Annotated in this window: 10 protein-coding genes and 1 pseudogene; 7 read left to right on the forward strand and 4 right to left on the reverse strand. The window is 58.3% G+C overall.

Annotated elements, in window-relative coordinates:
* Positions 1–4: 4 nt before the first annotated feature.
* From fabI to ACQZ63_RS06295, 3 genes are all read left to right on the forward strand, one after another.
* Positions 5–811 (forward strand): enoyl-ACP reductase FabI, encoded by an 807-nt coding sequence (gene fabI / locus ACQZ63_RS06285; protein ID WP_003514436.1) that lies wholly within the window; start codon positions 5–7, stop codon positions 809–811.
* Positions 812–1,000: 189 nt separating this feature from the next.
* Positions 1,001–1,594, forward strand: a complete 594-nt coding sequence (locus ACQZ63_RS06290) for a TadE/TadG family type IV pilus assembly protein (RefSeq protein WP_025592078.1) — start codon at positions 1,001–1,003, stop codon at positions 1,592–1,594.
* Positions 1,591–2,184, forward strand: a complete 594-nt coding sequence (locus ACQZ63_RS06295) for a TadE/TadG family type IV pilus assembly protein (protein ID WP_003514432.1) — start codon at positions 1,591–1,593, stop codon at positions 2,182–2,184. Before ACQZ63_RS06290 ends, ACQZ63_RS06295 begins: the two co-directional genes overlap by 4 nt.
* A 19-nt stretch (positions 2,185–2,203) precedes the next feature.
* Here ACQZ63_RS06295 and ACQZ63_RS06300 read toward each other — a convergent pair whose 3' ends face one another.
* The 3 genes from ACQZ63_RS06300 to ACQZ63_RS06310 all read right to left on the reverse strand — a co-directional run bounded on the left by ACQZ63_RS06300 (position 2,204) and on the right by ACQZ63_RS06310 (position 11,207).
* Positions 2,204–3,970, reverse strand: a complete 1,767-nt coding sequence (locus tag ACQZ63_RS06300; protein ID WP_113555615.1) for a sulfite reductase subunit alpha — start codon at positions 3,968–3,970, stop codon at positions 2,204–2,206.
* Positions 3,967–9,471, reverse strand: coding sequence for a glutamate synthase-related protein (locus ACQZ63_RS06305; protein ID WP_448799103.1), 5,505 nt, complete (start codon positions 9,469–9,471; stop codon positions 3,967–3,969). The genes ACQZ63_RS06300 and ACQZ63_RS06305 overlap by 4 nt, the downstream gene beginning before the upstream one ends.
* A 407-nt stretch (positions 9,472–9,878) precedes the next feature.
* Entirely contained in the window at positions 9,879–11,207 is a 1,329-nt protein-coding gene (locus ACQZ63_RS06310) for an MFS transporter (RefSeq protein ID WP_003514422.1), read from the reverse strand.
* 306 nt (positions 11,208–11,513) lie between these two features.
* Here ACQZ63_RS06310 and cyoA point away from each other — a divergent pair, with 306 nt between their 5' ends.
* From cyoA to cyoD, 4 genes are all read left to right on the forward strand, one after another.
* A complete protein-coding gene (gene cyoA, locus ACQZ63_RS06315) occupies positions 11,514–12,587 on the forward strand; it encodes a ubiquinol oxidase subunit II (RefSeq protein WP_003514421.1) in 1,074 nt (357 codons plus the stop codon).
* Positions 12,588–12,663: 76 nt separating this feature from the next.
* Entirely contained in the window at positions 12,664–14,667 is a 2,004-nt protein-coding gene (gene cyoB / locus ACQZ63_RS06320) for a cytochrome o ubiquinol oxidase subunit I (RefSeq protein ID WP_003514419.1), read from the forward strand.
* A gap of 5 nt (positions 14,668–14,672) precedes the next feature.
* The gene (gene cyoC / locus ACQZ63_RS06325) at positions 14,673–15,299 is read left to right on the forward strand and encodes a cytochrome o ubiquinol oxidase subunit III (RefSeq protein ID WP_003514417.1); all 627 of its coding nucleotides are present in this window, start codon (positions 14,673–14,675) and stop codon (positions 15,297–15,299) included.
* A complete protein-coding gene (cyoD, locus tag ACQZ63_RS06330; RefSeq protein ID WP_003514416.1) occupies positions 15,299–15,694 on the forward strand; it encodes a cytochrome o ubiquinol oxidase subunit IV in 396 nt (131 codons plus the stop codon). Before cyoC ends, cyoD begins: the two co-directional genes overlap by 1 nt.
* Here cyoD and ACQZ63_RS06335 read toward each other — a convergent pair.
* Positions 15,630–15,791 (reverse strand): annotated as a pseudogene (locus ACQZ63_RS06335) (twin-arginine translocation signal domain-containing protein); the annotation flags it as partial. The gene cyoD and the pseudogene ACQZ63_RS06335 overlap by 65 nt on opposite strands.
* Position 15,792 lies beyond the last annotated feature (1 nt).

Here is a 15,792-nt window from a genome sequence, read left to right on the forward strand (position 1 = left end):
TGCCATGAACGGCATCATGCAGGGTAAACGCGGCCTCATCATGGGCGTCGCAAACAATCACTCTATCGCCTGGGGTATCTCCAAGGCTCTTGCGGCGCAGGGCGCAGAGCTTGCCTTCACCTATCAGGGTGAGGCGCTCGGCAAGCGGGTAAAGCCGCTCGCCGCCGAGCTCGGATCCGACTTTATCGTGCCTTGCGATGTCGAGGATATCGCCTCGGTTGACGCGCTTTTTGCGGCAATCCGAGAAAAATGGGGTACGCTGGATTTCGTCGTGCACGCGATCGGCTTTTCCGACAAGAACGAGCTGAAGGGTCTTTACGCGGATACGACCCGCGAGAATTTCAGCCGCACTATGGTCATCTCCTGTTTCTCGTTCACGGAAATCGCCAAGCGTGCCGCCGAACTGATGACGAATGGCGGATCCATGCTGACGCTGACCTATAACGGTTCGCAGCGGGTCATCCCCAACTACAACGTCATGGGCGTTGCCAAGGCAGCTCTCGAAGCGTCCGTGCGTTATCTCGCTGCCGACTATGGCCCGCGCGATATTCGCGTCAACGCCATCTCGGCCGGACCGGTCCGCACACTGGCGGGCGCCGGCATTTCCGATGCGCGCGCAATTTATGCGTGGAACCAGAAAAACGCACCGCTGCGGCGGACAGCGGATATCGACGATATCGGCGGATCGGCACTTTATCTGCTGTCCAACATGTCGCGCGGCGTTACCGGCGAGTGCCACTATGTGGATTGCGGCTACAATATCACCTCCACACCCACCCTTGAGGTTCTCTCAAAAGCGGATGCGGAATAAGCTATCGTTTTTCCAGTAAGTAAAAGCCCGGCGATATGCCGGGCTTTTTGCGTTTATTGCCTGTGCCATTTTTGCGAACTGATAAAGTATAACTCGTCGGGGTAACTGAATTTAAACACCGGCTGGTTATGGTCCGCAACAAATTCAACGGTTGCGCTTGCCGCATATTCTAAAGATCGACACCGACATATGCGACTGGCCAAATTGAAGCCATTGCTGGAAAAATTCGGGCTCTCGCGTGACGGGACAGCAGCCATCGAATTCGCGATCCTGGCGCTTCCCTATTTCCTGGTCGTCTTTGCGATCATCGAAACTTTCATCGCCTTGATGGCGGAGCAAGTGGTCGTCAATGCTACCGACACGATGGCGAGGCGTCTGCGCACCGGGCAGATCAGCAGTTCGATTTCCAAAGAGGATTTTCGCAAGAGTTTCTGCAACGAAGTTTCGGTGATTATCACCTGCGATGATGAGATCAAAAAAGAACAGAAGCTTTACATAGACCTTCGCTCCTTCACCGCCTTCAAGGATATTCCAACTACGATACCCTTGAAAGCTAACGGCGAATATTACGATCTCGACACGGCGCAATTCGGCTTCAAGCCGGGTGGACCTGACACGATCAATATGCTGCGCGTCTATTATCGCTGGCGTGTAGTCGCAGATATCATCCGACCATATCTTACCAAAATACGCCCAGCCGACGGGTCAATGCCGTCGCATTTCCTCATTGTCGCGACCGACGCTTTCATGAATGAGAAGTACACCACGAGCGGGGGCTCATGATGGCAGGGCTTGTTTCCACCATCACGAACGGCCGACTTCGTTTTATCGCGCTCGTTGCACGCTTCGCAAGGGATCGCCGTGGCGTGGGTGCGGTAGAATTTGCAATCGTCTTCCCGATATTGCTTGCGCTTTATCTGACGTCCTTCGAACTCACAATCGGCTATAATACCTACAAGCGGGCAAGCAGCGCCTCCGCAACGATCAACGACCTGATCTCCAAAACAAATTCCGTCGACAAGGCTTATCTGACAAGCATGCAGGACGTAACGGCTGCCGTCTTTGCGCCTTACAGCACCAAGGGTCTGCAGCTGAAGATCAGCGGCATCAAGATCGACAAGCAGAAACAGGCGACTATCGCCTGGTCCTGGAACGAGAAAAACGCGAGGCCCTATGTGGTGGGATCGCCAGTCTCCGTTCCCACACGTTTGCTTGTAGCGGACAGTTTCCTCATCCACGTCGAGCTTTCCGTGCCGCATGAGTTGTTGATGTTCATGCCAGATATTTCTTCGTCCGGCGTAAGATCGATCACGATCGCACGCGATTATTTCTTCAAGCAGCGCGACGCTGAGATAACCTGCTCCAATTGCTGATGCGCCTCAGCGCGTTGCTCTAATAAACATCGCGCAGATACCGTTTTTCGCGCTTCAGCCCGTTTACATAGTCGCTTGCCGCTTCCGCAGAGATGCCCGCCTCGTCAATAACGATCCGGTGCAGGGCATCGTCAACATCCTTCGCCATTCGGGTCGCGTCGCCGCAAACATAGAAATGGCCGCCCTCTTCGAGCCATTGATAGAGTGCCTTGCCGTTTTGGCGCATACGGGTCTGAACATAGATCTTTTCGGCCTGATCCCTCGAGAATGCGAGATCGAGACGAGTCAGCACGCCATCGCGACTCATCTTTCCAAGTTCGTCTTCGTAGATGAAATCCGACTGCCGGTGTTGATCGCCGAAAAACAGCCAGTTCCGGCCCTTTGCGCCCCGCGCCTGCCGTTCCTGCAAAAATGCCCGGAATGGCGCAATGCCCGTGCCGGGTCCCACCATGATAACAGGCGCGTCATTGTCCTGAGGCACGCGAAACGCCTTGTTCGGAGAGACGAAAATCCCGGCACTCTGCCCCGCTTCTACCCGGTCCGCGAGATAAGTGGAGCACACGCCGCCACGCTCGCGACCTTCGGCGCGATAACGCACGCTGGCGACTGTCAGATGCACGCTGTTGTGCGCGGCCAGAGGGCTGGAAGAGATCGAATAGGCGCGGTGCTGTAACGGCTTCAGGAACGTCACGAATTCAGCAAGGTCGAATACGGGTTTTTCACCGAGACTAAGCAGGTCGAGAATATCCTTGCTCCAGAGAAAGGCGGTAAGCTGTTCCCTGTCTCCATTCGCAAGGATGTGGCTGAGTTCATCGTGACCTGCGCGCTTGCCGATCTCCGCGACCAACTCACGCGACGGTGTCGATATCTCGAACATATTGAGAAGCGCATCGCCGACCGGACGGTCGAGTCCGGCGACTTCACCATCCGCGCTCACTCCGAAGCGTGCGAGCAGCGCGCCCACCAGTTTCGGGTCGTTTAGGGGAACGACGCCCAGAGCATCCCCCGCCTCATAATCGAGACCACTTTCGCCGAGATCAAATTCGTAGTGGCGAATTTCCTTGGACGAAGCAGGCCCGGAAAGAAGGCGATTGACGCTCACCTGCGCGGCATAGGGGTTCTTGCGGCTCCAGCCCTGTTTTGCCCGCGCGGGCGCCTCGGCGATCGCCGGCACAACCGCCGCCTTATTGCCACCATCGATGGCGAGGGCGAGTGGCAGGGTCTCGCCGATCCAGTTGGCGGCGACATCTTCGAAATCGATATCGCAATCGATACGCGTCTTCATCCGTTTGCCGCCAAGCTGCTCGAAGCGGGTATCGATGAGCTTGCCCGCCTGGCAGAAGCCATCGTAACCGGTGTCGCCAAGCGCAAGCACGGCAAAGTTCATCTCATCCAGCCGGGGTGCGGCCTCGTTGGAAAGTGCCTCCCAGAAAAGCTGGGCATTGTCAGGCATTTCACCTTCGCCGTAGGTGGAGGTGACGACAATGACGCGCTTCATGACGCCCAGACTATCCATGGAAACATCGTCCAAGGCCGTCACCACAGGCTGCATGCCCTGGGCACGGGCGGCGTCGGCTATATCCATCGCCAGCGCCTCGGCATTGCCGGTCTGGGTGCCGAAGAGAATGTTCAGCACGCTGGCCGCCGCCTTGGGAGCGGCAGCGGCAACCGATGTGTCCATACCCATTGCTGCGCGGGAATGAAGCCCGGCCAGGAAGCCGGATAGCCAGGCGCGCTGGTCGCCATTAAAAGGGGCATCTTGAGGAATGTAAGGTATCTTCATCATGCTGCCCTGTTCTGGCTGGATGCGGTGGCAAGGTCGGGAATGGCACGCGCCGCGAAAAGCTCCTCAAAGCCCGGCAGACGACCGATCTTCTCGATGTTTTTGCGGTCCTGCTGAATGATCCAGCCATAGGTGCCGGGACTATCCACCGACCAGATGTTACGGCGCGCAAGCGCCTGCTTGTAATCGTCGAGCCGCTTGGCGGCGATCATCACCGCAAGCTGCTCGTCATCATGATCGGAAAGCGCCTCGCGCGCATATTTCAGCAGCCGCTGCATCAGCGCATAGTCCTCCGTGAGGACGAGATTGCGCACGGCTTTTTCGATGGCGGGATCGGAAGGACCGGATGCCATCGGCAACCGTTGGAGAGCAATAGCCTGCGCCATACTCAAAACCGTGTAGTTGTTGATGAGCGCATACATGTCTTCCGTATCCGTCTCACCATAACCAGGGACGGTTCCGTTCAACACGGCCTTGCGGTCGCGATAGGCCAGCTTGAACTTCCGCACCTGATGGGCGGCAAGCGCGGATGCCAGTTCCTCCAGCAGCTCCTTGCGGGGCTTGGCTTTCAGAATTTCGTCGCTGTCCTGATAAAGCAGCAGGGCGCGCGGCATGCCGTAGACGAAATTGTGCTGTTCGCTTTCCCAGTTTTCCAGAATCCATGCGGCCTTGGCCGACCCTGTTTCGTCGACATGCCAAGTCAAAAGCTGGTGAACGGCCTGATTGTGGATAGATGCCTGTTCGTCCTCGCCGGTGATGGAGCCGAGCAGGATGGAATCATGGCTCACCTTCTTCGGCAGATCGCCGTAAGGGTCATATTGATAGACGAAGCCGCCGCTCATGCCGTTGCCGAAACCCTTGCCGAAACTGCCGAGGTTAAGCACAGCGCCATTGGTCATATATTCGCAGGCGAAGTCGCCCACACCTTCGACAACGGCTGTCGCACCCGAATTGCGCACCGCAAAACGGTCGCCCGCCTGCCCTTCCACGAAAGTGCGACCGCCGGTGGCGCCGAACAATGCAAAATTGCCGACCAGCACATTGCCATCAGCATCTTGCGAACCGCCACCGGGGGAGCGCACTACAATGGTGCCGCCGCAGGCGCTTTTGCCGACGCCATCATTGCAGGTACCGGTATGGACCATGACCATGCCGTCATTGCAGAAAGCGCCGAAGGACTGCCCGGCTGAACCTGATGTGTCGATGCGCACCGAACCCGCCTCCAGAAAACGGCGGCCACGGCTATCCCGCTTCACAGCCGGAAGCGCATCCGCCTCTTCGTCGGAAAGTTCGTGGTTCAGCATGCGCTCGATATCGACGGCGAGCTGGCCGCCAACGCTCTTGTTGCAATTGTTGAGGAAACGATTGCCGCCAAGCTCGATGTTTTCCCGTCTGCTGTCGATCAGAGCCGAGCGCACCAGTTCAATGAAGGCATCGTCCAGCGCGAAGTCCTTTTCCATATAGACAGGGCTGTCGATCTTCACTTCCTCCACCACCGAAAGCATCGCCCGCAGGTCAAGCTGGCCGACGCTCGCCGGGTGATCGAGGAGGTGAAGAAGATCGGAGCGGCCCCGAGCTTCGCGCAGCGAGCGCAGCCCGAGTGCGGCCAAGATCTCGCGGGTTTCATGGGCGATGTTCATGAGATATTGCGCCAGCGCGCGTGGATCGCCGTTGAAGGCTTCCTGATTGGTGGTGAGGCCGGCGGGGCACTTGATGTTGCAGTTCTTCGCCATGACGCATTTCAGCATCATCAGCGCCGTGGTGCCGAACTCGAAGCTGTCGCCGCCGAGAAGAGCCGATTTCACCACGTCGCTCGCCGTCTGGTGCGCGCCGGAGCAGCGCAGCAGCACCTTGGCACGAAGGCCTGTGGCACAAAGTGCCTGATGCACCTCGGCGATGCCGATTTCCGCCGCGCGGCCGGTATATTTGAGGCTGGTGACAGCGGCCGCACCCGTGCCACCGGTATTGCCGGCAACATTGATGACATCCGCACCCGCTTTCGCAACACCGACTGCAATCGTGCCGATGCCTTCCGACGAAACGAGCTTGACGATGACGCGCACGCGCGCCGCCTTGGCGTCGTGGATAAGCTGGGCCAGATCCTCGATCGAATAGGTATCATGGTGCGGCGGCGGCGAAACCAGCTCGACGCCTGGGGTGCCGCCACGGGCCGCGGCTATTTCCACCGTTACCTTGGGGGACGGCAATTGCCCGCCCTCGCCGGGCTTTGCACCCTGGCCGATCTTGATCTCTATTTCCTCCAGCATCGGGTCGGCAAGATAACCCGCCCAGACACCAAAACGGCCAGACGCGAACTGCTTGATGCGCGAGGCGCGGATGGTGCCGTAACGGGAAATATGCTCGCCGCCTTCCCCCGAATTCGACATGCCGCCAACCATATTGGTGCCATGCGCCACCGCCTCATGGGCGGCTGCGACCAGCGCGCCATGGCTCATCGCACCCGAAGCGAGGGTCTTGGTGATCTCGCTCGCCTTTTGCACAGCGTCGAGCGCAATGCTGTCAGGTGCGGTGTGGATCAGCGACAGATAGGTGAAAGCTTCACCCTTCGCCTGAACCAGAAGCGCGCCGCCCTCCAGCCAATGGCCGGCAATATCCTCACCGAAACGATCAAGCAGCGACTGTCCGAGTGCGGCAAGCCGGGCAAGCTCATGACCGTGCGGCCCGGTCAATTCCAGCCGGAACGCGCCTTCGCCCGCACTTTCGCAGAGCAATCCGCGCACCATGAAGCTGTTGTTGCCACGTCTGGAAAAGCGCCCCATCTCGCGGCGGAATTCTTCGGCCGAACCGGCAAAGGTCACATCAGCCGGCAATTCCAGAACATCACGCAGGGCTGCCGGGCGGCGGGCCCTTTCTTCGGCCATCATGCGTGCGAAGGCGCGGTAACCCGGCGTTACCTCGAAAGCGTCGATTGCTTCGGGCGTCAACCGGTCGAAGCTGTTGTGATAATAGGCCGCATCGTTGAGGCCGAAAGCATCCTCCAGCCGGTTGAGCGGCAGGAGACGCAGCGCCTCTTCGTTGTCGGTTCCCTTGTCGAAACCGATCTTTTCTTCCGTCATATCGACGAAACCGCGAACCGCCGTCGTGCCATAGGAATGGCCCGCACCTTCGGCGCGCTCCTTGAAGAGACCGAGCAGCGGAATGTCGTTTTCACCCTTTACCGACAGCGCCTTTCGATGCCAGTCCGACACCGCCTGCGCGATGACAGCGAAGGTAACGCCACCGACCGGCGTCTTAACATTGGGGAAATAACGCTTCAGCACAGGATCGTTGGTGTCGAGGAAGTTCGGTTCGAAGAACTCGCCGCCAATATAGCTTTCCGCCGTGCACAGCCCGACCTTGCCCATGGTCTTCATCAGCGACTTTTCAGCCGCCTTGGCAAAACGCTTGAAGGCCTTGTCAGCATCGGCACCAAATTTCTCCTCGGCACGGAACTGCACGCCGAGTGGGTAGACAGCCGAAGCCCCGAAACCAAGGCCCGCTGCGATGTGATGCGAGGAGGAAAATTGCCCACTTTCAACGATCAGGGACACGCGTAGCCGCAGACCCTCCTCGATCAGCCGCTGGTTGATGGCGGAGACGACCATGATCATAGGCAACGCCGCACGACCTGCCGAAACGTGCCGGTCAGTGACGACGGCAATACCGCCCTCCCCGGCCGCGAAAGCCACAACCTCACCGCAGAGGCCATCTATCGCCTGACCCAAGGCCGCTTCGTTGGCACTCGCAGCATCAAAGATCGGCGTATAAAGCATCTCGAAACGACGAACTGGCGTCTCCGACTGCTCGCGAATGCGCAGCATGTCGAGATGGGTCAGGATCGGGGAGTGCACGACAATCTGGCGGGCCGCTTTCGCACCGCTATTCGGCTTTGCGCCGAGCGCCACGCGCAGCGTCATGCCATCGGCCTCACGAATGCTGTCGAGCGGGGGGTTGGTGACCTGCGCAAAGCGTTGCGAGAAATATTTGGCAACCCCGCCTTCCTGATCGGAGAGCGCGTTGATGGCATTGCCATAACCCATGGCCGAGATTTTTTCAGCACCCGACGCCAGCATCGGATCCATCAGGAACTTGAAGCTTTCCTGATTGTGCGAATAGGCGACATAACGCTGATGCCGTTCCAGATCGCCATTGTATCGAAGCGGCGATCCCTGCTTTTCGGCGGGCACCTCCGGCAAATCCGCAAGCATGACGCGCGCTTCAGACAATAGCGACGGGTAGTCCCGCCGCGCCGCCAGAAGCTCCAGCGCCTCGACGGTGGAAAAGGCGCGCCGTTCGGCGTGGTCGTAATAAAGCATGCCGCCGGCCTCGATGCGGCCGCGACGAATGACGCTTTCGGCCGGAAAGGCGATCTGCCCCGCCTCCGACATGACGCAGAGATAATCGTCTGTCTCGACGGTCCGCAGCGGGCGCAGGCCGAGGCGATCAAGCCGTGCGCCGATGACGGTGCCGTCGCCGAAAATCAGCGCAGCCGGGCCGTCATTCTTCTCCTCGTAGAGCGAGAAATATTCCAGCATCGCCTTGACGCCGGGCGAGAGCGTGTCGTCGTTTTCCCAGGCGGGCGGCATCATCGAGACGACGGCGGTGACGAGGTCGAGACCGTCTTCCATCACCCGCGCCTGCAATGTCTGGTCCAGACGGCAGCTATCAGACTGGCCCTTCGGCCGGATGATGCTGGCATTTTTCGCCAGCGCCACGGCCGCTTCCGACAGCCGGTTCTTCTTGTCGGTGTTGAGTTCGCCATTATGCGCCATCAGCCTGAAGGGCTGCGCCATGGAGGGGTGCGGATCTGTATTGGTGGAAAACCGCGTGTGGAAATACATCGTATGCACTTCATGGCGCGGATCGGTCAGGTCGCAGAAATAGGGCATGACCTCATGCGAGTTCAAACGCCCTTTCAGAACCTGCGTGCGCGCGCTGAGCGACAGCGGATAAAAACCGGCAAGTTCCGGCGCGGTATAGGCAAGCGCCTCGATAGCGAGCAGCGCCTTGTGAATACGCCAGTCGAACTCGGCAAGGGTTGCGCATTCCGCTGGGGCCGAAAAGACCCATTGCCGGATCGGCAATTGATAGGAAATGGCGGCCGCGCGGATGGCCGCGTCATTCACCGGTACATTGCGGACGAGCAGGATCGAGAAGCCCTGTTCCTCCAGAGCACTGCCGATGATGCCGATCGCCTGATCATGAAAAGCCGGGTTCTGCGGCAGGAAAAAATTGCCGACGCCGAACCGGCCGGCTTGCAAGGAATTGTTGCCCGTCAGCTTCCGGAAAAATGAGAGTGAAAGATCGAGCGACACGCCAGCACCATCACCCACGCCCTCCGCCGACATGCCGCCGCGATGCGGCACGGCACAGAGCGCCTCGTGACCGCGCTTCAGCACATCATGCGTCTGCACACCGTCCTTGCGGGTGATGAAACCGACGCCACAGCTGCTTTTCTCAAAAGCCGCATCGTAAAGGCCGAATTTTTGCTCCGTCACGCTCAAGGTTCTCTCCTCTCGTTGCGCATTCCGCGCGGCATCGCCCTTTTCCCGAAACCCGGCGCGGCAGCCGGCACTCTGCGGGCGGAGCCGCAGGCGACCTGGCTGCTCCTCTTCTTTTCTGCTTATCGGCGTTTAATGGCGCGAACGGTCGTTTTGCGGCCGCCAAACGGCGTGGCGGCATTGGCCGCTTTCTCGCAAATAATGATCGTCATCGTTCGCATTGCGTTCCCTGATGGCCGGCATTTCCGGCAGTGAGACACATTGAATTACGTCAGTATTGCTTACATAATATTTCATGACGGACCGAGTCAAGATTAAAATCGGCCACACGCAATAAAAAAACAAAAACGCCGCGAAATCCGACAGGATTCCGCGGCGCGATGGCTGCAGAGATGTTTATATTGCCCTGTTCACTCCGAGGGCATGTCCAGCGTTCGGCTGAACCACAGTGCGACCAGTGTACAGACTGCACCCGACATCAGGTAAATGCCGACCGCAAACAGTCCGAATTTGGACGAAAATCCGAGCGCCACGAGCGGTGCAAAACCAGCGCCGATCAGCCAGGAAATATCCGAGGTGAGCGAAGCGCCGGTATAACGGTATTCGCGGCTGAAGCGGGAGGCGAGCGCACCGCCCGCCTGGCCGAAGGACAGGCCAAGCAATGCAAAGCCGACCAAGACAAAAAGATAACGCCCTATATCGCCCGAACTCAGCAGGAGCGGCGCCACGAGGCTGAAAAGACCGATCAGCACTGCGGCGAAAGCCAGCAGCTTCCGCCGGCCGATTTTGTCGGCGAGAATACCAGACACGACGATCATGCCGCCGGCGATGATGGCGCTGACGAATTGCACGAACAGAAAGTCCGAAACCCGCTGGGTGGTATTGAGGGAAACCCAGCTCAGCGGGAAGACCGTGACGAGATGGAAGAGCGCGAAGCTTGCCAGCGGCACGAAAGCGCCCGTCAGCACGACCGGAAACTGCGAGCGCAGCATCTTGAACACGGGGCGCGGCTCCAGCTCATGCTGTGCCAGCATGGACTGGAATTCCGGCGTGACAATCATGCGCAGGCGGGCAAAGAGCGCGAGAACATTGAGCGCGAGTGCAACGAAGAACGGGAAACGCCAGCCCCAGGCCAGGAATTCCGCGCTGGAGAGCTGCGTCACGAACACGATGAAGAATGCGCTGGCAAGACCAAAGCCCATCGCCGCACCAATTTGCGGCATCATGGCGTACCAGCCGCGCTGCTTCGGCGGTGCATTCATGGCGAGGAGCGAGACAAGACCATCCCAGGCGCCGCCGAGACCAAGTCCCTGACCGATACGGAATACCGCCAGAAGACAGGGGGCAAGCATGCCGGCTTCCGCATAGGACGGAAGAAAGCTGATCGCCATGGTGGAACCGCAAAGCGTGAACAGGGCCGCCATCAGCTTGACGGCACGGCCGAACTTTCGGTCGATCTGGAGGAAGATCAATGAACCGATCGGCCTTGCGATGAAGGCCAGCGAGAAGACCGCAAAGGAATAAAGCGTCGCCGTCAGCGGATCGACGAAGGAAAAGAAGACATGCGGAAAAACGAGCGCGGAGGCGATGGCGTAGATGAAAAAGTCGAAAAACTCCGTCATTCTCGCAAGAATGACAGCAATTGTAATGCGATCCGGATCGACCTTGACCGGATCGGTCCCATGTCCCTTCGCTTCCGGCGCCTGCCCAAAAGATGGAGCAGCATCAGTATAACTCATAATATCCCTCCTGCGTCATGGACGAACCATTTCCTGTAACGCGCCGGCTCCTCTTCCTTTGCGTTACGATGCGGCGGATTGTCACACGCACCCTACGTAACGTCAATTGAAGTTTGATAAGAAAGGCTTGCCCCGCAAGCTCCCTATGCGATAATGCAGCCGCTCCGCCTTCAAACGCGGCTCCGCTAAGCCTATGGTGCATCGCGAAGGTTTCGCTGCACCGCGACAATATACCTCATTTCAAAAATGATGTTCGGCAATTAATCGCGGCATAATCCAAACTGTACGAGTTCAAAGAACGTGCGCATGATCAAGAAAATCACATCTGCCCTTCTGGCAATCCCCGCACTGCTGCTGCTTAGCGGCTGTAACCTCGTGGTGATGAACCCTTCGGGCGACGTCGCCATCCAGCAGCGCGACCTCATCATCACGTCCACGGTTCTGATGCTGCTCATCATCGTCCCGGTTATCGCCCTGACGCTGTTCTTCGCATGGAAGTATCGCGAATCGGCGAAGGCCGAGGATTACGATCCCGAATGGCATCACTCGACGCGCCTTGAAATGGTGATCTGGTCCGCCCCGGTCGCCATCATCCTGATGCTAGGCACGGTGACCTGGATTTCCACCCACCGTCTCGACCCCTACCGCCCGCTGGAGCGTATCGACGAAAACCGTCAGGTTACCGCCGAGACCAAGCCGCTTACGGTGGAAGTGGTGGCCATGGACTGGAAGTGGCTGTTCTTCTACCCCGAGCTCGGCATTGGCAGCGTCAATGAATTTGCAGCTCCGGTCGATGTTCCGATCAACTTCAAGATCACCGGCACGACCGCGATGAATTCGTTCTTCGTTCCGGCACTCGCCGGCCAGATCTACGCCATGGGTGGCATGCAGACCAAGCTGCACGCGGTCATCAACAAGGAAGGCGTTTATGACGGCTTCTCGGCCAACTTCTCCGGCCCCGGCTTCTCGCATATGCGCTTCAAGTTCCATGGTCTCAGCCAGCAAGGCTTCGATCAGTGGGTTGCGAAGATCAAGGATGGCGGCAAAGGCTTCGGTCGCCAGGAATATCTCGACTTTGCCAAGCCTTCGGAACGTGAGCCGGTGCAATATTTCGCCTCCGTCGATCCGCAGCTTTACGATGCCATCCTCAACCGCTGTGTCGAGCCCAACAAGCTCTGCATGCGTGACATGATGCATATCGACGCCAAGGGCGGCGGCGGCAAGGAAGGCATCGATATCGCCAAGGCGCTGAACTCCGTCGTCTGTACACCGCTTTCACCTTACGGTGTCGCCAGCGGACCCCAATCCACTCCGGCTGCGATCGAAGGACAGACTTTCGAACCCGCGGCGCTGCCGGAAACGAAACAAGTCGCTGGCTGACGGATAAGTCCCGGCATTATGCGGCGCGGCCAATGGCTGCGCCGATCTTATGTCTTAGAATCGCAAGAGGCTAAAAATGATCGTCAATTCCGATCAAACGTCATTCCTGTTCGGGAAGCTGACATGGGAGTCCATCCCGCTTCACGAGCCCATTCTCGTCGCGACCTTCGCGGCAGTGGCTCTGGGCGGCATCGCCGTCGTCGGCGCCCTCACCTATTTCCGGCTGTGGGGTTATCTCTGGAATGAATGGTTCACGAGCATCGATCACAAGAAGATCGGTATCATGTACATCATTCTGGCACTCGTCATGCTGCTGCGCGGTTTCGCAGATGCCATCATGATGCGCGTCCAGCAGGCGATCGCCTCTGGTGGATCGGAAGGCTATCTTCCGCCGCACCATTACGACCAGATTTTCACGGCCCATGGCGTCATCATGATCTTCTTCATGGCCATGCCGATGATCACCGGTCTCATGAACTTCGTCGTGCCGCTGCAAATCGGCGCCCGCGACGTTTCGTTCCCCTTCCTCAACAACTTCTCGTTCTGGATGACCACGGCCGGTGCCGTCATCACCATGATCTCGCTGTTCATCGGTGAATATGCGCAGACTGGCTGGCTTGCCTATCCGCCGCTGTCCGGCATTGATGGAAGTCCGGGCGTGGGTGTGGATTATTACATCTGGGGTCTGCAGATCGCCGGTGTGGGCACGACGCTCTCGGGTATCAACCTGATCGTCACGATCATCAAGATGCGCGCACCTGGCATGACCATGATGCGCCTGCCGATCTTCGTCTGGACGTCGCTGTGTTCGAACATCCTGATCGTGGCATCCTTCCCGATCCTGACCGGCACGCTCGCCCTTCTGACCCTTGACCGTTATGTTGGTACGAATTTCTTCACCAACGATCTCGGCGGCAACCCGATGATGTATGTCAACCTCATCTGGATCTGGGGCCATCCCGAAGTTTACATCCTGGTGCTGCCGGCCTTCGGCGTCTTCTCGGAAATCGTCTCGACCTTCTCCAACAAGCGTCTTTTCGGTTATGCCTCGATGGTCTATGCGACGGGTGTCATCACCATCCTCGCCTATATCGTGTGGCTGCACCACTTCTTCACCATGGGTTCCGGTGCAAGCGTCAACGCTTTCTTCGGCATCACCACGATGATCATATCGATCCCGACCGGTGCGAAGATCTTCAACTGGCTCTTCACCATGTACAAGGGCCGCATCAAGTTCGACGTTCCGATGCTGTGGACGATCGGTTTCATGATCACTTTCGTCATCGGCGGCATGACCGGCGTTCTTCTCGCTGTTCCGCCGGCGGACTTCGTGCTCCACAACTCGCTGTTCCTCATCGCCCACTTCCACAACACCATCATCGGTGGCGTGGTGTTCGGTGTGCTTGCGGGTATCGTTTACTGGTTCCCGAAGGCCTTCGGCTACCGCCTCGATCCGTTCTGGGGCAAGCTGTCCTTCTGGTTCTGGTTCATCGGCTTCTACTTCGCCTTCATGCCGCTCTACATTCTCGGCCTGATGGGTGTGACCCGCCGTATCAGCCAGTTCGAAGACAATTCGCTCCAGATCTGGTTCCTGATCGCAGCCTTCGGCGCCTTCCTGATCGCGCTCGGCATCGCTTCCTTCGTCATCCAGCTCATCGTCAGCTTCTTGAAGCGCGATCAGCTCCGTGACGTGACCGGCGATCCCTATCATGGGCGTACGCTGGAGTGGTCGACCTCGTCGCCTCCGCCTGCCTACAACTTCGCTTTCACGCCGGTTGTGCATGACGTCGACGCCTGGGCGGATATGAAGAAGCGCGGTTACGACCGTCCCAAGGAAGGCTTCATCCCGATCCATATGCCGAAGAACACCGGTGCGGGCGTAATCATCAGTGCCATCAGCGTCGTTCTTGGCTTTGCCTTGGTGTGGCACATCTGGTGGCTGGCGGCTCTGTCCATGCTCGCCATCATCGCGGTCTCGATCGCCCATACCTTCAACTACAACCGCGAATACTACATTCCTGCCTCCGATGTTTCGACAGTCGAGGCGGAACGTACGAAGCTGCTTGCGGAACAGGCGTAACGAATATGGCTCATACACCTGCACAAAGCGCCGCGGGCGCGGAAACACCGGTCTTCTACCTCAAGGAAGACCACCATCCGGAGAACGGCACCTCGCTGGGCTTCTGGCTCTATCTGATGAGCGACTGCCTCATCTTCGCAACGCTGTTTGCCACCTATGCCGTTGTCGGCCGCAACTACGCGGCCGGCCCTTCGGGCGCAGATCTGTTCGATCTGAAGCTTGTGGCGATCAACACCGCCTTCCTGCTTTTCTCTTCCATCACCTATGGCTTCGCCATGCTGGAAATGGAGAAGCAGAAGGTGAAGACGACGCTGATCTGGCTCGGCATCACCGGTCTCTTCGGTCTCGCCTTCCTCGCCGTGGAACTTTACGAGTTCCATCACCTGATCGAAGAAGGTGCAGGTCCACAGCGTTCAGCGTTCCTTTCCGCCTTCTTCGCGCTGGTTGGTACGCACGGTCTGCACGTCACCTTCGGCGTGATCTGGCTCGTCACACTGATGTTCCAGGTCGCAAAACATGGTCTGATCGCCGCAAACAAGCGTCGCCTGATGTGCCTGTCGATGTTCTGGCACTTCCTTGACGTCATCTGGATCGGCGTCTTCTCCTTCGTTTATCTCATGGGAGTTCTTTGATGAGTTCCGAAGCACACGCACACCACGACGCGCATGGCGACGACCATCATCACCATGATGGCGCCAGCCACGGTACGTTCAAAAGCTACATGATCGGCTTCGTCCTGTCGGTCATCCTGACGGCGATCCCGTTCTGGCTGGTCATGGGCGACGTTCTTGAAAACAAGACGCTGCTGGTCATCGCGATCATGGGTCTCGGCGTCATCCAGATCTTCGTGCACATGATCTACTTCCTGCACATGGACACCAAGTCCGAAGGCGGCTGGACCTTCATGGCGCTGATCTTCACCGTCGTGGTGCTGCTGATCACGCTCTCCGGCTCACTCTGGGTCATGTACAACATGAACAAGAACATGATGCCGCTGCACATCGAGGATGTGAAAAACCTGCCCTGAGCAGCCATAGATCAACGGCCTGCCGGATTTCCGGGGGGCCGCTTTCTGCGCCAGCACACGACCCCGCAGCGCATAACCCCATGAATCGTCGGCGCGAT

Source organism: Agrobacterium sp. CG160-95, assembly GCF_053521725.1.